The following is a 17480-nucleotide window of genomic DNA, read 5'->3' as shown; positions in this document are numbered from 1 at the left end:
GAGTGCGGTGATAAGACATCCGGCGTGGAAAAGAATCTTGAGTTCCCCGAGCTGCTGCGCCTGATCGACGAACGGTCGACCGCCTTCCGTGCCACGGTCGCCGCCGCGCCCGGTCTCGACGCACCGGTGCCGTCCTGCCCCGGGTGGACGCTGTTCGATCTGGTGAAGCACCTGGGTGGGGGGGACCGTTTCTGGGCCGCCATCGTCGGCGCGGGGCCTGCCGACGCTCCCCCGGCCGAGGCCGCCGCCGCGCGCGCCGCTCTGGAGCTGCCGCGGGAGCGTGAGGCGCTGCTGGCCTGGCTGGACGCGTCGACGCAGCTTCTGCTGGACGCCCTGCGCGAGGCGGGACCGGAGAGCGGTTGCTGGACGTGGTGGCCCGCGTCGCAGTCGCCGCAGACCTCCGGCGGTGTCGCCCGGCACCGGGTCCAGGAGAGCGCGGTGCACACGTACGACGCCCAGCTCGCCGGGGGCGACCCGCAGCCGCTGCCGGTGGAGTTGGCGCTCGACGGTGTGGAGGAGTTCCTGTTCACCGTCTGCGCCACGCCGAGTGCCTGGCCGCACAAGCCGACGGCGTTCGACTTCCACGCCGCCGAGGGCCTCTCCTGGCGCCTGACGGTCGACGGCGACGGCGCGCGCATCACCGGCATCCCCGCGCCCGCTGCCACGGCCGGCGAGGACGCGGCCGGTGCCTCCGTCCACGGCACGGCCAGTGAGCTGGTCCTCTACCTGTACGACCGCATCAAGGCCGAGTCCCTGCGCGTCGACGGCGACGCGGGGCTGCTGGACCTGCTCCGCGCCTGGGAGCCGGAGGAGAAGTAGGACGCAGCGCCCCCGCACCGCCCCCGGCACGGCCGCCCCGTGCCGGGGGCGGCCGTACGGGAGGGGCCGTCAGTTCCCGAGGACCTCGCCGACCAGGGCGCGGGCCTCGTCCTGGACCCGGGCGAGGTGGTCGGGGCCGTGGAAGGACTCGGCGTAGATCTTGTAGACGTCCTCGGTGCCCGAGGGGCGGGCGGCGAACCAGGCGTTGTCGGTGCAGACCTTGATGCCGCCGATCGCGGCGCCGTTGCCGGGGGCGTTGGCGAGGACGGCGGTGATCTTCTCTCCGGCGAGTTCGCCGGCGCCGACGCGTTCGGGGGACAGCCGGGCCAGGCGGGCCTTCTGCTCGCGGTCGGCGGGGGCGTCGACGCGGGCGTAGGCGGGGGCGCCGTGGCGCTCGGTCAGTTCGCCGTAGCGGGCGCTGGGGGTGGTGCCGGTGACGGCGGTGATCTCGGAGGCGAGGAGGGCGAGCAGGATGCCGTCCTTGTCGGTGGTCCACACCCCGCCGTCGCGGCGCAGGAAGGAGGCGCCGGCGCTCTCCTCGCCGCCGAAGCCGATCGAGCCCTCCAGCAGGCCGTCGACGAACCACTTGAAGCCGACCGGGACCTCCACCAGGGTGCGGCCGAGGTCGGCGGCGACGCGGTCGAGCATGGAGGAGGAGACGAGGGTCTTGCCGACGCCCGCGTCGGCGGGCCACTCGGCGCGGTGGCGGTAGAGGTAGTCGACGGCCACCGCCAGGTAGTGGTTGGGGTTCATCAGGCCGCCGTCGGGGGTGACGATGCCGTGCCGGTCGGCGTCGGCGTCGTTGCCGGTGGCGATGGCGTACTCGGCGCGGCGGGTGATGAGGGAGGCCATCGCGGACGGGGAGGAGCAGTCCATGCGGATCTTCCCGTCCCAGTCCAGGGTCATGAAGCGCCAGGTCGGGTCGGTGAGCGGGTTGACGACGGTCAGGTCCAGGCGGTGCGTGTCGGCGATGCGCGCCCAGTAGGCCACCGACGCCCCGCCGAGGGGGTCCGCGCCGATGCGCAGGCCCGCCGCCCGCACCGCGTCCAGGTCCAGGACGGAGGGCAGGTCCTCCACGTAGGCGGTGAGGTAGTCGTGGCGGGCGGTGGTGGCCGCGGCCAGGGCGCGGGCGTAGGGGACCTTCTTGACGCCGCGCAGGCCCTCGCGGATCAGCTCGTTGGCGCGGTCCTGGATCCAGCCGGTGGCCTCGGACCCGGCCGGCCCGCCGCTGGGCGGGTTGTACTTGAAGCCGCCGTCGCGCGGCGGGTTGTGCGAGGGGGTGACCACGATGCCGTCGGCCAGCGCGCGGGGGCTGCGCCGGTTGTGGGCGAGGATCGCGTGCGAGACCGCCGGGGTGGGGGTGTAGCCGTCGGCGGCGTCGATCAGCACGTGCACGCCGTTGGCGGCGAGGACCTCCAGGGCGGTGACCTTCGCCGGCTCGGAGAGGGCGTGGGTGTCGGCGCCGAGGAACAGCGGCCCGGCCACGCCCTGTTCGGCGCGGTACTCGCAGATCGCCTGGGTGGTCGCGGCGATGTGGTCCTCGTTGAACGCCGCGTCCAGCGAGGAGCCGCGGTGCCCGGAGGTCCCGAACGCCACCCGCTGCCCGGGCTCCTGCGGGTCCGGGTGCAGCGCGTAGTAGGCCGTCACCAGCCGCGCCACGTCCACCAGGTCACCGGGCTGCGCCGGCTGCCCGGCCCGTGCGTGTGCCATCCGTCTTCTCCCGCCAGTTCCGACTTGCGTCCGGTTCCACGTTCACAGTCCTAGCCCCGTGCTCACCGATCGTAGCCAGAAGACGACGGTGCCCCGAACCGCGGCGGGCGGTCCGGGGCACGGCGGTCCGGTGAAGTCTTGCCGCTCAGCCCGGCAGCTGCTGGCGGTAGCCCTCCAGGGCGGGCGCGGTGGTGGTCGCGAGGAACTCGGTGACCCGGTAGGCGCACAGCCCGGCGAGCACGAACGGGTCGGTGGCCACCAGCGCCTCGATCACGGCCCGGTCCTCCCCCACCGCCAGGATCACCCCGCCCTCGCGCGGCACCTTGCGCCCGGAGGCGAGGAAGGTACCGGCCGCGTAGTGCGCGTTCAGCCATTGGACGTGCTGCGCCAGCGCGGCGTCGATCTGCTCCATGGGGGCGGTGTAGCTCAGCTCCAGTACGAACATGCGCCCAGGCTAGACCCGGGCGGGCAGGCGGTCGCGACAGGGGTGGGCGAGGGCGGATTCGAACCGCCACAGCCGAAGCGGGGGCTTTACAGGCCCGTGGGCTCGCCGGTGCCCAGCTCGCCCTCAGGAGGCGTCGACACCCGTGCACGACACGGAAGGAGGAAGGAGGAGAACGGCAGCCGCCCGGGCCACCGGGCAGGCCCGGCTACGGGCGGGCGGCGGCGCGGCGGGCGTACGGGGGGCGGTGATAACCGCGGCCACGGGCCGGTGCGGCGGTCATGGCGAACTCCCCTTTCGCTGCGCGGTGGTGTCCGGCGCCGTCCGGCGCGGTACGTCCCCACTGTGCCGCAGCACCGTGCCGGGCCGCAAAGGGTTTTCCGTCCCCCGCGCCGCCGGCCCGAAGACCGGCCGGGAGACCGGCCCGAAGACCGGCGCCGGGAGGTTGTCGACCCCCATCCTGCCAGGTCAGGCAAGGTTCCGGTAGGACTCAGCACACCCTTGTTCGCCCTTGCGGCGCGGTGGGCGCGGGCCGCAGACTCGTGCAACATCCCACCCCCTTCCACGGCCTGACGTGCCGGCGCCCCCGTTGCGGGCGGCCCGGTGCGTGCTGCCGCCGTGCCCGGGGGGCGGTGGTGCGGAGCAGAGCGACGAAGGGGGACGCAGGACATGAGCGGGACGAACGTGCACGGGGACCTGGCGCTGAGGGCGCGGGTGCGGCTGCTGAGCCACAACGAGCGGGTGCTGCACGGCGAGGAGGGGCTGTGGGTGTACCGGACGCTGTTCGCGGTGACGCCGCACGTGTACGCCTACCGGCTGGCGCTGGTGCTGCGGGAGGCGGCCGAGGGGCCGCGGGTGGCGGGCCTGCCGCAGGCGCGGGAGGCGCTGCTGGCGGAGGCCCGGGCGGCGGCGGCCCGCATCCCGGCCGACGCGCCGGCGTACCAGCGGCGGATGTGGGACTACGCGGTGACGGATCTTCGGCTGACGGAGCAGCAGGTGGGGCGGGCGGGACAGTAGGCGGTCGCGGGATGGTTGCGGTACAACGATCCCTATTTGACGATTGATCGGAGAGAAGTATGAGCAGGTCGGGACTGTCCCGCCGTTCCCTCCTGGCCGGGGCGGCCGCCGCGGCCGGTGCCGTCGTCGTCGGCTGGGACACCTCCGCCCGGGCGTGGGCCGCCGAGCCCGGGGCGGACGTCGCCGAACTGCCCGCGCTGGACGGGTCGGTGACGCTGCAGGGCGCGGGCCTGGAAAGGTTCTCCGGCGACTTCGGGCACCTGGTCGCGCAGGCGCCGCGGGCGGTGCTGCGGCCCGGCTCGGTGCGCGACGTGCAGCAGGTGGTGGCGTTCGCGAGCAGGCACCGCATCCCGGTGGCCGTCAACGGGCAGAGCGGGGACGCGGCGCAGGTCGGCGAGGCGGGGCTGGAGTCGCACTCCAGCTACGGGCAGGCCAATGCGCGCGGCGGGATCGCGATCGACGCGCGCGGCCTGTCGGCGGTGGTGTCGGTGCGCCCGGGGCGCGCGGTGGTGGAGGCCGGGGCGACGTGGGCGCAGGTCGTCGAGGCGGGGCTGGCGCAGGGCTGGGTGCCGCCGTGCCTGACGGACTACCTGCACCTGTCGGTGGGCGGCACGCTGAGCGTGGGCGGGATCGGCGGCGGTGTGCAGCGCTTCGGCCTGCAGGCGGACCGGGTGCTGGAGCTGGAGGTGGTGACCGGCACCGGTGAGCTGCTGACGGCCTCGCCCGGGCGCAACCGGGAGCTGTTCGAGGCGGTGCTGGCCGGCGGCGGGCAGGCGGGGATCATCGTACGGGCGACGCTGGCGCTGGTGCCGGTGCGCGAGCGCGCCCACGTCTTCTCGCTGTACTACGACGACCTGGACGCCTACCTGGCCGACCAGGAGAAGGTGATGGCCGAGGGCCGCTTCGACCTGCAGGTCGGCGACGTGGAGCGCAGCGCGGACGGGTCGCGGTGGCGGTACAAGGCGGAGCTGGTGGCGTTCGCGGACGCGGGGCAGGCAGTAGAGCGCGAGGCTCTCCTCGCCGGGCTGCGGCCGGCGGCGGGCGGGGTGTCGGTGGTGGAGCAGAGCTGGCGCGAGTACGCGTTCCGGGTGGACGCGTTCGCGGGGTACCTGCGGGCGGCGGGGTTCTGGGGGCTGCCGAAGCCGTGGCTGAGCGTGTTCCTGCCGGCTTCGACGGCGGGGGTGTTCATGGCGGAGGCGGCCGCGCTGCTGGGGCCGGCGGATCTGGGGGCGGGGCTGCTGCTGTTCTACCCGTACCTGCGCGAGCGGGTGAAGGCGCCGCTGGCGGTGCTGCCGCAGGGTGCGGTGGGCTGGCACTTCGACCTGCTGGCGTTCCCGGGGCCGGGGGCGGACACGGCGGCGATGCTGGAGCGCAACCGGCGTCTGTACGACCGGGCGGTGGAGCTGGGCGGCAAGCGGTACCTGATCGGGGCGGTGCCGGGGATGACGGGGGCGGACTGGCGGCGTCACTACGGGGGGCTGTGGGAGCGGGTGGTGCGGGCCAAGCTCCGGTTCGACCCGGCGGGGATCCTGGCCCCGGGCCAGGGCATCCACACGGCCTGACGGACAAGGGCGTCCACCCGGTCTGACGGACAAGGGGCCGGCCGTGCGCCGTTCGCGCGCGGCCGGCCCCGGGTGTCAGCCGATCTCCATCTGCGCCATCATGCCCATCGCCGAGTGGTCCAGCAGGTGGCAGTGGTACGGGTAGCGGCCGCGGTAGGAGTCGAAGGTGGCGTGCAGGCGCACGCTCTCGCCGGGCAGCAGGCGCACGGTGTCCTTGAGGCCGGACTCCTCGGGGCCGGGCGCCTTGCCGTTGCGCTCCAGCACGCGGAACTGCACCAGGTGCAGGTGGAAGTTGTGCGGGACGTCGGTGTTGGCGTTGACGACCGTCCAGATCTCCGAGGTGCCGAAGGCGATCTGCGCGTCGACGCGGTCCGGGTCGTACACCTTGCCGTCGATCGTGCCGCGCGGCGCGGCGCCGCCGGTGCCCTCCTCGACCTTCAGCACCACGGTGCGCTCGCGCACCGCCGGGCCGGGCGCGGGCAGGGTGCGCAGGGTGTCGGGCACGCTGCTGGAGTCGGCGGCGGAGCGCACGATGTCGAAGCGCATCACCTGGCCGACGTGTTCGGCGGGGCCGGGGGGCATGGAGTTGGTGAGGACGACGGTGGAGCCGACCTTGTAGCGGGAGAAGTCGATGACGACGTCGGCGCGCTCGCCGGGCGACAGGTCGATCGTGTCGGTGGTGTGGGGGCGTTCCAGCAGGCCGCCGTCGGAGCCGATCTGGGTGATCGGGCCGCCGTCGGCCAGGCGCAGGGAGAAGAAGCGCAGGTTGGAGGAGTTGAGCAGGCGCAGCCGGTAGCGGCGGGCGGCGACCTCGGCCTTGGGCCAGGGGCGGCCGTTGGCGAGGATGGTGGTGCGGTTGAAGGGGTCGTCCATGCGGTAGACGAGGTTGCCGGAGGCGTCGAAGCGCGCGTCGCGCAGGGCGATGGGCAGGTCGTAGCGGCCGGTGGGCAGCGGCAGGGCGCGTTCGGTCTCGTCGGTGAGCAGGTAGGTGCCGGCCAGGCCCCGGTAGACGTGCTCGGACTCCATGTGGTGGGCGTGGTCGTGGAACCACAGGCTCGCGTGGGGCTGGTCGTTGGGGTAGGTGTAGGTGCGGCTGGCGCCGGAGTCCAGCAGGTTCATCGGGCCGCCGTCGCTGGCGACGGGCACCCGGGAGCCGTGCAGGTGGACGGAGACGGCGTCGTTGAGCAGGTTGGTCTGGCGCACGATCACCGGACGCCCGGAGCGGGCGCGGATGACGGGGCCGGGGAAGGCGCCGTTGTAGGTGAGGACCTCGGTGCGGTGCCCGGGCAGGATGCGGGCGTAGGAGCGGAGCATGGTGACGGAGTAGGTGTCGGCGCCGCCGTCGGTGGAGACCGGGCTGAGCACCGGGGGCACCGGCAGCGCGGTGGTGAACTTCTCGACCAGGCCGGGGCCGGCGTCCGGCCCGGGGTCGGGGGCGTCGCCCGCCGGGTGGGTGTGGGCGGCCGCGTCCTGGACGGAGGCGGCGGAGGCCGCGTCGGCGGAGGCGGCCGGGCGCAGCGTGGTGCGCATGAGCAGGACCCCTCCTCCGGTCGCCAGGGCGGCGCCGATCATCCTGCGTCTGCTCACCATCGCGTGTTCCTCCCGCGTGCTCCCCCGCCTGCCCTGCGGGTGCGGGGCGGCCTTGTCCGGGGGTGATTGCAGCAGCGCCGCCTTGGGTGCCGCTTGGGTCCGGCTTGGGCCGGTGCGGGCGGGCGGGGGGCGGGCGGGGGTGGTGCGGGCGGGGGCGGGTGGGGGCGGTGGGGGGTCGGGCGGCGGTGAGCTGCGGGTGTTGCGGGCGCGTTGCGCGGCGCCTTCACGGTGGCTCGGGGTGCGGTCGAGGAAGGCTCGCGGCACGAGGCAGCCCCGGGCCCGGTGGGCTCGCAGAGGACTCGAAGGGAAGGGCCCAAGCGTGGACCTGCGGTACTGGCTGCCGAGGGCGGCCGAGGTGGCCGAGCGGTGGGGCGAGCGGTTCGGTGCTTTCACCGCGCACCCCTCGCACCTGGTGGACGAGGCGGACTTCGCCGCCGCGTTCGAGCGTTTCGCCAAGCGTCTGGAGCACAACTACCCGTTCTTCCATCCGCGTTACGCCGGGCAGATGGTCAAGCCGCCGCACCCGGCGGCGGTGGTGGGCTATCTGACGGCGATGCGTTTCAACCCGAACAACCACGCCTACGAGGGCGGGCCGGCGACCAACGACATGGAGCGCGAGTGCGTGGCGCAGCTGGCCGCGATGTTCGGGCTGCCCGCGCACGTGGGTCATCTGACCAGCAGCGGGACGATCGCCAATCTGGAGGCGCTGTACGTGGCGCGGCAGAGCCATCCCGGCAAGGGGGTGGCGTACAGCGCGCAGGCGCACTACACGCACAGCCGGATGTGCCACGTGCTGGGTGTGGCGGGTCATGCGGTGGCGTGTGACGCCGAGGGGCGGATGGATCCGGGGGCGCTGGAGGAGGTGCTGCGCACCGGGCGGGTGGGCACGGTGGTCGTCACGTGCGGGACCACCGGGGCGGGTGCGGTGGACCCGGTGCACGAGGTGCTGGCGCTGGCGCGCCGGTACGGGGCGCGGGTGCACGTGGACGCCGCGTACGGCGGGTTCTTCGCGCTGCTGGCCGCGGACGACGCGGTGGCGGCGGACCTGGGCGTCGATGTGGCGCCGTGGCGGGCGATCGCCGGGTGCGACTCGGTGACGGTGGACCCGCACAAGCACGGCCTGCAGCCGTACGGGTGCGGTGCGGTGCTGTTCGCGGACCCGGCGATCGGCCGGCACTTCGCCCATGACTCGCCGTACACCTACTTCACCGATGCCGAGCTGCACCTGGGTGAGATCAGCCTGGAGTGTTCGCGGGCGGGTGCCTCGGCGGCGGCGCTGTGGCTGACGCTGCAGTTGCTGCCGCTGAGTGTGGACGGGCTGGGTGCCGGTCTGGTGGCGGGGCGGCGGGCCGCGCTGGCCTGGGCCGATCTGATCGAGGCCAGTGGTGAGTTGACGCTGTTCCAGCGGCCGCAGCTGGACATCGTGACGTACTTCCCGACCCCGGTGGGGGTGCCCGCGCTGTCGGCGGTGGACGCCGCGAGTGACCGGGTGCTGCGCCGGGGCATGGCCGATGAGCAGGACCCGGTGTTCCTGAGTGTGCTGCGGGTGGACGCCGGCGACTTCGCGCGCCGTCACCGGGGGGTGGTGGCGGACGCGGACGGGGCGCGGGTGCTGCGCAGTGTGCTGATCAAGCCGGAGGCGCAGGCGTGGCTGCCGCGGTTGCACGCGCGGGTGGCGGAGCTGGCGGCCGAGGCGGTCGCCGACGTGGTGGCCGCGCCCGCCCCCGCCCCCTCGTCCTCCTCTTTCCCCTCGTCTGCCCCCACGCCCGTCGTACCGCCTGCCCCCACGCCCGTCGTACCGCCTGCCCCCACGCCCGTCGTACCGCCTGCACGCCCTGCCCCCTCGTCCGTCACCTCGCCCGAGGAGAGTGCCCGTTGACCACCGTCACCACCCTGCCCGCGGCCACGGGCACCGCCCCGCGGCCCGCCGCCGGGGCCCCCGATACCACCGCCGCCACCGCGGCCGCCGGCGTCGCCGTACGCCGGGCCCGCCCGCAGGAGGCGCCCGCCCTGGCCGCCCTGCTCTCCGAGGCCTTCGCCGACGACGCGCTGATGCTGTGGGCCTTCCCCGACCCGGAGCACCGTGCCCGGGTGATGCCCGCGTTCTTCCGTGTCCACCTCGAACAGTGCCTGGCCCACCGGGGCGTCGTGGTCGCCGCCGACGAGGCCGGCACGCTGCTGGGGGCGCTGCTGTTCCTGCCCGCGGGGGTGTGGGAGGAGCCGGGGCACGCCGACGGCGCCGCCACCCGCGCCCTGGCCGAGGCCATCGACGCCGGACGGCACGGCGAGTGCGCCCGCCGTCTGGACGCCATCACCCGGCTGCAGCAGCGCCGCCACCCGCGTCACCGCCCGCACTACTACTTCGCGTTCATCGGCGTGCACCCGGGCGCCCGCTCGGCCCGTGCCGGCGAGGCGATGCTGGAGGCCGTCCTCGCGGAGGTCGACGCCGCCGGACAGGCCGCCTACGCCGAGACCAGCTCCACCGGCGGCGCCCGCCTGTGCGAGACCCACGGCTTCACCCGCTTCGGCGAGGCCATCGCGCTGCCCGGCGGCGGACCCCGCCTGGCCCCGGTGTGGCGGGGGCCCCGATGACCGCGCCCGCACCCGCCGCCGAGAGCGCCCTGCGCCTGTTCAGCGCCGAGCACATCGACGCCGGCCACGCCGCCGCGCACCCCGAGGCCGTGGAGGTCCTCGACTGGGCCCGCCGCTTCCTCACCACCGCCCACCCCGACCTGGGGCGCAGCGGCCCGGTGTGCCCGTACACCCAGCCGTCGCTGCGCCGGGGCCTGTTCCACATCGCGGTCGCCGACGGTGACGGGGACGGGGATCTTCCGGCGCTGGTGGGTGAACTGCGGGCCCGTTACGACGAGTTGCTGGCCGGGCTGACGGAGGAGTCGGACCGTGAGCTGCTGACGGTGCTGTTGGTGCTGCCCGCGCTGGACCGCGGCGATTCGACGGCGCTGGACGAGGCGCAGCGCAAGGCGAAGGACGAGTTCGTCGAGCAGGGCCTGATGATCGGGCAGTTCCATCCGGTGTGTGAGGAGCCGGGTCTGTGGAACCGGACGTTCCGGCCGTTGCGGGCGCCGGTGCCGCTGCTGGCGGTGCGCAAGCTGCTGGTGTTCGATCTGCCGTTCCTGACGGGTGACGAGACCCATCTGAACCACTACCTGGCGCGTTTCGCGCCCGAGGTGCCGGCGCGGATCCGTGACCAGCTGGTGTCCAGTGTGCGGGCCCACCAGGGCGCCGTCTCCTCCTGACCCGCCCTTTGCCTGCGCTGCGCGCGCGGAGCCGGCCGACGCCCGGTTCCGCGCGCGCTCGCGTGTGGGCGGCGCCGTCGGGTTCGAGGGGGCCGTGCGGTCAGAGGCCGAAGTTCCAGTCGACGATCATCTGCAGCAGGTCCTTGCGCTCGTCGACGAAGTCCATCGCGATCACGCCGTAGTGCGCGCGCTGGGAGATGCGCGGCGTCAGGTACTCCTGGATGGAGGGGTTGACGACCTTGGCGATCTTGTACGGGTCCTCGGGGAAGGCGCTGGCGCTGGCGAAGTGGATGTAGAGCCTCTTGTCGTCCTGGCCGTAGAACGCCTGGTCCAGGCCCCACTTGACGCGCTGGACCTTCTGGCTGGAGCTGTCGCCGAAGTAGTCCTGCAGCCAGATCCGGGAGCCGTCGCCCCAGCGCAGGGGGTCGTAGCGGCCGTCGCCCCAGGTGAAGTCCGACATGATGGGGATGATCTTGCCGCGGACCTGGCCCAGCGAGGGCAGTCCCGTGGGGAGCGAGCCGGTCTTGGGGAGCCAGAACCAGGGCCGGTAGTTGCCCTTCCCGTCATAGCCGTCCATGTAGTAGTTGAAGATCTCGCTGAACCGGTAGTCCTGCCCCTCGGTGTACTCCTTGCGGATCCGCATGATGATCGTCTCGCCGGGGTTCGACTTCAGGAAGTCGATGCACAGGTTCAGCACGTCGCCGAAGTTGATCTTCTGGTAGACCTTGTCGTGGTGGATGGTGAAGACGTCGCCCGCGATCCGGCACCGGATGTCGAGGAAGCGCACCCCCGCCTGGAGCTGCTGGGGGATGCGCCACTCCTGGCACTGGGCGTAGCCGAAGGAGCCGCTGTCGTAGAGCGCGCAGGTCTCGTGGGTCCCGGGGATCGTCAGCTGCGACAGCTTCACGTTGTCGCCCAGCAGCGACATCCACTTGTTGGTGGGGCGGTGGACGAGGCGGTCCGGTGCGGCGGAGGCCACGCCCGAGCCGGCGATGCCCAGGGCGCCGGTGGTGGCCGCGAGTGCCGCGCCCCTGAGCAGGGTCCTACGGTTGATCGTCATGCAAGAAACCTCCGGTAGCGGGGCCCTGATGGTGATCGGGGACGTGAACGTCCCCCCCTTTCGCCCCAACGGGCCTGCGCCCCGGCCTGGTTCATCGCCTGCGAACGTTCCGGCGCGCGGAGCCGGCCGATGCCCGGCTGCGCGCGCTCGCGTGTGGGCGGCGGGGTTCAGGAGCAGGAGCTGCCGCCGGGGCCGCCGAAGAAGACGTACTCGTACCACGGGGTGGGGCCGCTGTTGACGAGCGAGGTGTAGCAGTCCGGCGCCGGCTGGTAGGCGGTCAGCTTCGCGAACTGGGGGGTGTTGTCGGTCGCGACGTACTGGACGTCGCGGTGGTAGGCGGCGTACTGCCAGCCGCCCGCGGCGAACGCGCCGCTGCCCATCGGCGGCCACCCCGCGACGTTGTAGACCTCGCCGCCGCAGATGATCCGCCCGGCGCCGGTGGCGAGCGGCCCGCCGCCGAACAGCGAGGCCGGGTAGTAGCCCACCGGGACGCCGCCCAGGTAGAGCCACCAGTTCCCGCCCGCGAGGTACCAGGCCACCTCCAGCTCGATCTGCACGCCGCCCGTGACGCTCGCCTGCCCGAGCGTGCCGCCCAGCAGCCAGGCGCTGTTCGTCTGGACGAACGCCGTGCATTCGAGGTTGTAGCAGCCGGTGTTCTGGTAGCCGTCGGCCGTCCAGTAGATGAAGAGGACGGGCTGGGCGGTGCCGTACTTGCCCGGGTACACCTGGTAGCCGCACTCGACGGTCTGCACGGGTGTCGAGTCGACGGTGCCGAACCACTGCTGGGAGACCGTGAAGGCCGCCCCCGTCACCTGCGGGTCCCAGATGTTGACGTAGCTGTGGCCGCCGAGGTTGGCGACCTCCTGGACGCCCGTGGTGTGCTGGCGCAGCCCCGCCGCCGGTGCACCCGGACCGCGCCGGCCCGCGCCCCGCGGGTGCTTGTGGTGGAAGTCGCGCACGCCGCCCCGGCCCGCGATCTCCTCCAGGGTGATGCGGCGCATGGCGATCGTGCCGGGCGGACAGGACATCGGGTGGCCGTACCGGTCCAGCCGCTCGGAGTGCAGTTGCGGCCGCACCGGCACGCTCTGGGCGCTGCCGTGGCGCCCGGGCGCCACCGGTGGGGGGTCGGGGGCCTCGGGGGGCAGGGGGGAGTTCCCCCGCAGGGCCGGCTGGCTGCCGACGGGGACGCAGTCGAAGACCTGCCCGTTGTCGTCGGCGAAGCTGCGGGTGACCTCGATGCCCCGGTAGAGGTTCCCGAGGTACTCCGTCATCGCGGCGAAGTCCTCGGCGCTGGTGGCGGCCGCCGCCGGGCTGCGCGCGAAGTCCTCGTAGCGGGCGGAGGCGAGGGAGTGCGTGAACGTGGTGAAGTCGGTGACGTCGGTGCCGTCGCCGTCGTGCTGTGCCGTCATGGCCGGGCCTCCTGCACCATCGGGTCGTGACGCGCGGTGTCCGCGCGGGTTCTCTCCGTTCTCCACGCTAGACCCGGTTCGGCCCGCGTTCCTCCCGGGGAACGGGCGCTGCGGAACGGGCTCTGCGGAAGGGGCGGTTGAACCCTCAGGGACGCCGGGCCGCACGTACCCGCCGGGTGTCAGCGGGCCAGGCGGCCCAGGAGGGCGGAGGCGGCGGCGATGCCGGCCAGGGCGGCGGCGGTGAGGACGGCGAAGTCCAGCGGCAGGTGGGCGGGGGTGCCGATGAGCAGGCCGCGCAGCGCGTCGACCTGGTAGCTGAGCGGGTTGGCCTTGCTGACGGCCTGCAGCCAGCCCGGCATCAGCTCCACCGGGTAGAGGGCGTTGGAGGCGAAGAACAGCGGCATGGTGATGGCCTGGCCGATGCCCATCAGGCGGTCGCGGGTCAGGACGATCCCGGCGATGGCCATCGACAGGCAGGAGAAGAACGCCGAGCCGAGCAGCACCGCCACCACCACGCCGAGCAGGCGCAGCGGGTTCCAGGTCATGGCGACGCCGAGGAGGGCGGCGATCAGGACGACGACGGCGGCCTGCAGGACGGCCTTGACGCCGGCGGCGAAGGCCTTGCCGGTCACCAGGGCGGCGCGGGGGGTGGGGGTGACCAGCAGTTTGGTGAGGACGCCGGAGTCCCGCTCCCAGATGATCATGATGCCGTAGAAGATCGCGATGAACATCGCGGACTGGGCGATGATGCCGGGTGCGAGGTAGTCGAGGTAGGGGATGCCGCCGGTGGGGATGGCCTTGAGGCGGGTGAAGGTCTGGCCGAAGATCAGCAGCCACAGGGCGGGCTGGATCGCGCGGGTGTAGAGCTCGGTGCGGTCGTGGCGCAGCTTCTGCAGCTCGACCGCGCACATCGCGCTGATGCGGGCGGGCACCAGGCGCCAGCCGGTGCGGGCGCGCGGGGGCACCAGCAGCAGGCCCAGGTCGGGCCCGTCGGCGGGGCCGGGTCCGGGGCCGTGTCCTGGGGGTTCAGCCGACGCGGCCTGCGGTGCGGCGGGTACGGCGGACATCGCCGAAGTCTCCTTCCGTGGCGTCGGCCAGGTCGCGGCCGGCGTAGTGGCGGAACACGTCGTCGAGGGTGGGGTCGTCGTGGGAGGAGCCGTCGTGGGTGGGGTCGCCGTGGTGCGGGTCGTCGCGGTGCGGGTCCGCCCCGCGGATGCGGTCCTTGAGCTCGGCGGGGGTGCCCAGCGCACGGATGCGGCCGCGGTCCATGAGGGCGATGCGGTCGCAGTGGCGGTCGGCCTCGTCCATGTAGTGGGTGGTGACCAGGACGGTCATGCCGGTGGCCCGGCGCACGGCGTCCACCCGCTCCCACACGCCGGTACGGGCGATCGGGTCCAGGCCGATGGTCGGTTCGTCCATCACCAGCAGGCGCGGGGCGCTGACCAGGGCCTGGGCGAGTTCGAGGCGGCGAACCATGCCGCCGGAGTAGGTGGCGGCCATCCGGTCGGCGGCGTCGGTGAGGTCGACCGCGGCCAGGGCCTGGGCGACGCGTTCGGCGCGCTCGGCGCGCGGCACGTCGAAGACCCGGGCGAACAGGGCGACGTTCTCGCGCCCGGTCAGCCCGGAGTCCGCGGACAGCTGCTGGGGCACGTAGCCGAGCAGGCGGCGCACCTGCATGGGGCGCCGGGCGGCGTCGTTCCCGAAGACGCGCACCATGCCGACGCCCACCGGCAGCAGGGTGGTGATCGCGCGGATCGTGGTGGTCTTGCCCGCGCCGTTCGGCCCGAGGAGGCCGAACACCTCGCCGGTGCGCACGGTGAGGTCGATGCCGTCCACGGCCCTCGTCCCCCGGCCCCGGCCCCGACGGCCGCCGCCGAAGGTGTACTCCAGGCCCTCGCACACCACGGCCTGCGCTTCGCTCATCACGGCTCCTCGGGCAGGTCGCGCAGGCCCCGGGCGAGGGAGCGCAGCGCGGGCAGGGCGGCGGTCAGGGCCTGCTGCTGGTCGGCGGGCAGGCCGGCGACCAGGTCCTCCATCAGCGCGCGGCGGCGCCGGCGCCACGCCTCGATCCGCTCCACGGCCGCGTCGGTGGCGAACAGCAGGGCGGCACGGCGGTCGGCGGGGTCGGTCTCGCGGCGCAGCAGGCCCTGCGCGGCGAGCTGGTTGACGAGGGTGGACACCGAGTTCCCGGCCAGGCACAGCTCCTCGGCGGCCTGCGAGACCCGCAGGCCCGGGCTCTCCGTGGCCAGGCGCAGCAGCTCGACCTGCGCGCCGCGCAGCCGGGGCCGGTCGGCCGTCTTGCGCAGACGGCGGCGGACCAGGCGCTGGATGCCGACGAGGAGGGCGGAGAACTCGTCGGCCGGCGTCGTGGACGGTGGTGCGGGCTCCGTGACGGCCATGGCCCAATTTTAGCTCTCAGTGAGAGGTATTTCAGGTGCTTCAGGTGGGTCGCTGTCCGTGGAGGAGGACGGGCAGGGCGCGGCCGGTGAGGGCTTCGGTGACGCGGGCGGCCTGGGCGGGAGCCATGCGCGCGGGCAGCTCGCGGACGGGGACGAAGCGGGCGCCGAGCAGTCCGCTGCGCTGCTGCGCGGGGACGGTGAGGGAGACGTCGTCGGGGACGGTGCCGCCGTCGAAGACGAGGTTGAGGCGTTCCAGGTGGCGGTCGGCGGGGGTGAAGTCGACGGCGACCACGTCGTTCAGGCGCAGGTGCAGGCCGGTCTCGGCGTGCAGGTGACGGGCGGCGGCCAGGTGCGGGGGCTCGTTGGGTTTGGCGGAGCCGCCGGGCAGGAGCATGCCGTCCAGGTAGTCCGGGTCGACGAGCAGGACGTCGCCGCGCCGGTTGCGCACGAGGACGAGACAGCCGAGCCGGCACACCGGCGGCTTGGCGAGAAGGCGGGGGTCGCGCATCGGGCGGTTCACTTTCGAAGCGTGCGGGAGAGAAGGAGGGCGAAGCAGGCCCACCACAGCAGGCGGGCGAGGTGATCAGTCGTCATACGTCAGGCGCTCGTATCGCAGCCCCTTGCGCAGCAGGTCGAGCAGGCGCAGCAGATCGAGCGGGCGGGCCGAGCCGAGGTCGACCAGGTAGTTGCCGGTGATCCGGCCGTACTCCCAGTCCACTTCGATCGAGGGCAACGTGACCCCACCGAGCGCGAGGACGGTCGTGAGGTCGTCCAGGAGCGAGGCCGCCTGCCGGCGCTGCTCGGCGGTGGCACGGGAAAGCATCGATCCCATCACCGCTCCCCCGGCCTCGGGTGCACCTCGAACTGGCGCCACGCGGTGTAGGCGTCCCCGAAGAACGTGAACGAGGCCAACTCGCCGGTCACGTCGCAGCGCAGCCACTCCCCCGTGATCTCGTTACGCACCCGGTAACGCTGCACGTCGGGGTCGAACCGCACCCCGTAGCCATGGAGTCTGGCGGGCTGAGGTGATTCCTTGGTCATGCCTGATCGCCTTCCACGCGAATCTGCGGTCACACGAGCCGATTCACGACCGACTTCACTTTCCGTGCCTCAAGCGTCGCGCACCGCAGCTAGGCTGACCAGCGTGGACGTGTGCCACATCGAGGTTGGACACACTGGAGGGGCTCCATGGCCTTCAAGCCCAACAAGCTGGACCCGGGCCGCTCGGCCCGTGACCTGTTCGGCTGGGAGATGCGCAACCACCGGCAACTCGCCGACAACATGTCGCTTGATCAACTAACTGAGATCCTCGGCTGCTTCTCGAAGGGCCATCTCGCCAGGATCGAGCGGGCCGAGTCGATGCCCCCGCCAGACCTTCCGGCCAAGCTCGATGTCGCGTTCGGGACCGATGGCCGCTTCGGCCGCATCTACCTGCTCGCCAAGAACGAGAAGTTTCCCGGCAAGTACCGCCAATGGTCAGAGGTCGAGGCCAAAGCAGAAGCCATCGAGGAGTTCTCTGCAGCCACCATTCCAGGACTCCTACAGACCCCGGAGGTCGCACGGTTCTCGCTGCTCGCGGGGCATCCGCATGCGACCCCCCGCGAGCTCGATGCACTGGTGTCAACACGCCTCGACCGTCAGAAGCGGTTGGTCTCGCCTGCTCCCCCGCATTGCTGGTTCATCCTCGACGAGTCGACCCTCCGCCGACCCATCGGGGACATCGCGGTGATGAGGCAGCAACTCGATGCCATCACGTCGGATCACAGATCACACATCACCGTGCAGGTCCTGCCGTTCGCAGCAGGAGTTCATGCCGAGATGGGTGGATCGCTCTTTCTCTATTCGATGCCGGGCCGTCCGATGGTGGCTTGGGAGGAAGGTGCTCGCAGCGGCGAACTCATCGAAGACTCCGAGGGTGTCGCCGCCCGCCGGAGGTCATACGATCTGCTCAGGGCCATGGCCCTGTCACCCAGGGAGTCCCGGGCGATGATCAGGCACATCTCAAAGGAGTACGGTCGTGCAAGCGAACCATCACGAGAGCTGGCGTAAGAGCAGCCACAGCAACAACGATGGTGGCGCCTGCATCGAAGTAGATGACGCGCACCCAGGCCGCGTTCGGGACAGCAAGGACCCCGACGGCCCCCGCCTCGATTTCTCCTCCGCCGCCTGGCAATCCTTCGTCACCGCCGTCCGCACCGGCGAATTCGACGCCTGA

At 73.0% G+C, this 17480-nt stretch carries 19 protein-coding genes and 1 tRNA gene; 8 read left to right on the top strand and 12 right to left on the bottom strand.

From position 1 onward, the window contains the following. The first annotated feature begins 24 nt into the window (after window positions 1–24). Complete coding sequence (locus ACIRST_RS25405) at window positions 25–819, top strand: maleylpyruvate isomerase family mycothiol-dependent enzyme (protein ID WP_402804510.1); 795 nt, start codon at window positions 25–27, stop codon at window positions 817–819. Between the two features lie 69 nt (window positions 820–888). Here ACIRST_RS25405 and pgm read toward each other — a convergent pair whose 3' ends face one another. From pgm to ACIRST_RS25390, 3 genes are all read right to left on the bottom strand, one after another. After that, window positions 889–2529 carry a phosphoglucomutase (alpha-D-glucose-1,6-bisphosphate-dependent) gene (gene pgm, locus ACIRST_RS25400; RefSeq protein WP_350519347.1) on the bottom strand — a complete coding sequence of 547 codons (1641 nt, stop codon included), beginning with the start codon at window positions 2527–2529 and terminating at the stop codon, window positions 889–891. 145 nt (window positions 2530–2674) lie between these two features. Beyond that, on the bottom strand, window positions 2675–2974 hold the full coding sequence (locus ACIRST_RS25395) for a YciI family protein (RefSeq protein ID WP_350519346.1): 300 nt from the start codon (window positions 2972–2974) through the stop codon (window positions 2675–2677). 43 nt (window positions 2975–3017) lie between these two features. Further along, window positions 3018–3097 (bottom strand) — tRNA-Tyr (locus tag ACIRST_RS25390). A 543-nt stretch (window positions 3098–3640) separates the two neighbouring features. On the opposite strand from ACIRST_RS25390, the gene ACIRST_RS25385 reads away from it, so the two are divergent. Beyond that, window positions 3641–3988: a hypothetical protein gene (locus ACIRST_RS25385; protein ID WP_402804507.1), complete on the top strand. Its 348-nt coding sequence runs from the start codon at window positions 3641–3643 to the stop codon at window positions 3986–3988. A gap of 59 nt (window positions 3989–4047) precedes the next feature. Beyond that, on the top strand, window positions 4048–5550 hold the full coding sequence (locus ACIRST_RS25380; RefSeq protein ID WP_402804505.1) for an FAD-binding protein: 1503 nt from the start codon (window positions 4048–4050) through the stop codon (window positions 5548–5550). Window positions 5551–5625: 75 nt separating this feature from the next. Here the strand turns inward: ACIRST_RS25380 and ACIRST_RS25375 are convergent, their stop codons facing one another. Further along, window positions 5626–7140: a multicopper oxidase family protein gene (locus ACIRST_RS25375; protein WP_402804504.1), complete on the bottom strand. Its 1515-nt coding sequence runs from the start codon at window positions 7138–7140 to the stop codon at window positions 5626–5628. 319 nt (window positions 7141–7459) lie between these two features. Here ACIRST_RS25375 and ACIRST_RS25370 point away from each other — a divergent pair, with 319 nt between their 5' ends. The 3 genes from ACIRST_RS25370 to ACIRST_RS25360 are packed head-to-tail and all read left to right on the top strand — an operon-like array spanning window position 7460 to window position 10397. Next, complete coding sequence (locus ACIRST_RS25370) at window positions 7460–9019, top strand: pyridoxal phosphate-dependent decarboxylase family protein (protein ID WP_402804502.1); 1560 nt, start codon at window positions 7460–7462, stop codon at window positions 9017–9019. Further along, entirely contained in the window at window positions 9016–9732 is a 717-nt protein-coding gene (locus tag ACIRST_RS25365) for a hypothetical protein (RefSeq protein WP_402804500.1), read from the top strand. The genes ACIRST_RS25370 and ACIRST_RS25365 overlap by 4 nt, the downstream gene beginning before the upstream one ends. Beyond that, window positions 9729–10397 carry a DUF6875 domain-containing protein gene (locus ACIRST_RS25360; RefSeq protein WP_350519340.1) on the top strand — a complete coding sequence of 223 codons (669 nt, stop codon included), beginning with the start codon at window positions 9729–9731 and terminating at the stop codon, window positions 10395–10397. The genes ACIRST_RS25365 and ACIRST_RS25360 overlap by 4 nt, the downstream gene beginning before the upstream one ends. A 100-nt stretch (window positions 10398–10497) precedes the next feature. On the opposite strand, the gene ACIRST_RS25355 is transcribed toward ACIRST_RS25360, so the two are convergent. The 8 genes from ACIRST_RS25355 to ACIRST_RS25320 form a co-directional block, all read right to left on the bottom strand. Continuing rightward, on the bottom strand, window positions 10498–11457 hold the full coding sequence (locus ACIRST_RS25355; RefSeq protein ID WP_350519339.1) for a phosphatidylinositol-specific phospholipase C: 960 nt from the start codon (window positions 11455–11457) through the stop codon (window positions 10498–10500). Between the two features lie 167 nt (window positions 11458–11624). Beyond that, window positions 11625–12866 carry a neprosin family prolyl endopeptidase gene (locus ACIRST_RS25350; RefSeq protein WP_402804498.1) on the bottom strand — a complete coding sequence of 414 codons (1242 nt, stop codon included), beginning with the start codon at window positions 12864–12866 and terminating at the stop codon, window positions 11625–11627. A 179-nt stretch (window positions 12867–13045) separates the two neighbouring features. Further along, entirely contained in the window at window positions 13046–13933 is an 888-nt protein-coding gene (locus ACIRST_RS25345) for an ABC transporter permease (protein ID WP_402804496.1), read from the bottom strand. Next, window positions 13893–14789, bottom strand: a complete 897-nt coding sequence (locus ACIRST_RS25340; protein ID WP_402804495.1) for an ATP-binding cassette domain-containing protein — start codon at window positions 14787–14789, stop codon at window positions 13893–13895. The genes ACIRST_RS25345 and ACIRST_RS25340 overlap by 41 nt, the downstream gene beginning before the upstream one ends. After that, entirely contained in the window at window positions 14789–15265 is a 477-nt protein-coding gene (locus ACIRST_RS25335) for a MarR family transcriptional regulator (RefSeq protein ID WP_350519336.1), read from the bottom strand. The genes ACIRST_RS25340 and ACIRST_RS25335 overlap by 1 nt, the downstream gene beginning before the upstream one ends. Before the next feature lie 40 nt (window positions 15266–15305). Next, a complete protein-coding gene (locus tag ACIRST_RS25330; RefSeq protein ID WP_402804493.1) occupies window positions 15306–15785 on the bottom strand; it encodes an NUDIX domain-containing protein in 480 nt (159 codons plus the stop codon). A gap of 63 nt (window positions 15786–15848) precedes the next feature. Further along, a complete protein-coding gene (locus ACIRST_RS25325) occupies window positions 15849–16097 on the bottom strand; it encodes a hypothetical protein (RefSeq protein ID WP_402804491.1) in 249 nt (82 codons plus the stop codon). Next, window positions 16097–16306, bottom strand: coding sequence for a hypothetical protein (locus tag ACIRST_RS25320; protein WP_402804489.1), 210 nt, complete (start codon window positions 16304–16306; stop codon window positions 16097–16099). Before ACIRST_RS25320 ends, ACIRST_RS25325 begins: the two co-directional genes overlap by 1 nt. 147 nt (window positions 16307–16453) lie before the next feature. Between ACIRST_RS25320 and ACIRST_RS25315 the strand changes: the two genes are divergently transcribed. Both ACIRST_RS25315 and ACIRST_RS25310 read left to right on the top strand, forming a co-directional pair. Then, a complete protein-coding gene (locus ACIRST_RS25315) occupies window positions 16454–17314 on the top strand; it encodes a DUF5753 domain-containing protein (protein WP_402804487.1) in 861 nt (286 codons plus the stop codon). Then, window positions 17283–17480, top strand: a complete 198-nt coding sequence (locus tag ACIRST_RS25310; RefSeq protein ID WP_402804485.1) for a DUF397 domain-containing protein — start codon at window positions 17283–17285, stop codon at window positions 17478–17480. Before ACIRST_RS25315 ends, ACIRST_RS25310 begins: the two co-directional genes overlap by 32 nt.

This window comes from Kitasatospora sp. NPDC101447, from assembly GCF_044767225.1.
Classification (GTDB): domain Bacteria; phylum Actinomycetota; class Actinomycetes; order Streptomycetales; family Streptomycetaceae; genus Kitasatospora.
The sequence above is the reverse complement of the archived record's forward strand: the minus strand, read 5'-3'. Positions and strand labels throughout refer to the sequence as shown.

Bases quoted from the DNA above. Each gene is read 5' to 3' on its own strand.
- pgm (WP_350519347.1), bottom strand. From the start codon at position 2,529: ATGGCACACGCACGGGCCGGGCAGCCGGCGCAGCCCGGTGACCTGGTG.
- ACIRST_RS25395 (WP_350519346.1), bottom strand. From the start codon at position 2,974: ATGTTCGTACTGGAGCTGAGCTACACCGCCCCCATGGAGCAGATCGAC.
- ACIRST_RS25385 (WP_402804507.1), top strand. From the start codon at position 3,641: ATGAGCGGGACGAACGTGCACGGGGACCTGGCGCTGAGGGCGCGGGTG.
- ACIRST_RS25380 (WP_402804505.1), top strand. From the start codon at position 4,048: ATGAGCAGGTCGGGACTGTCCCGCCGTTCCCTCCTGGCCGGGGCGGCC.
- ACIRST_RS25375 (WP_402804504.1), bottom strand. From the start codon at position 7,140: ATGGTGAGCAGACGCAGGATGATCGGCGCCGCCCTGGCGACCGGAGGA.
- ACIRST_RS25360 (WP_350519340.1), top strand. From the start codon at position 9,729: ATGACCGCGCCCGCACCCGCCGCCGAGAGCGCCCTGCGCCTGTTCAGC.
- ACIRST_RS25355 (WP_350519339.1), bottom strand. From the start codon at position 11,457: ATGACGATCAACCGTAGGACCCTGCTCAGGGGCGCGGCACTCGCGGCC.
- ACIRST_RS25350 (WP_402804498.1), bottom strand. From the start codon at position 12,866: ATGACGGCACAGCACGACGGCGACGGCACCGACGTCACCGACTTCACC.
- ACIRST_RS25345 (WP_402804496.1), bottom strand. From the start codon at position 13,933: ATGTCCGCCGTACCCGCCGCACCGCAGGCCGCGTCGGCTGAACCCCCA.
- ACIRST_RS25340 (WP_402804495.1), bottom strand. From the start codon at position 14,789: ATGAGCGAAGCGCAGGCCGTGGTGTGCGAGGGCCTGGAGTACACCTTC.
- ACIRST_RS25335 (WP_350519336.1), bottom strand. From the start codon at position 15,265: ATGGCCGTCACGGAGCCCGCACCACCGTCCACGACGCCGGCCGACGAG.
- ACIRST_RS25325 (WP_402804491.1), bottom strand. From the start codon at position 16,097: ATGGGATCGATGCTTTCCCGTGCCACCGCCGAGCAGCGCCGGCAGGCG.
- ACIRST_RS25320 (WP_402804489.1), bottom strand. From the start codon at position 16,306: ATGACCAAGGAATCACCTCAGCCCGCCAGACTCCATGGCTACGGGGTG.
- ACIRST_RS25315 (WP_402804487.1), top strand. From the start codon at position 16,454: ATGGCCTTCAAGCCCAACAAGCTGGACCCGGGCCGCTCGGCCCGTGAC.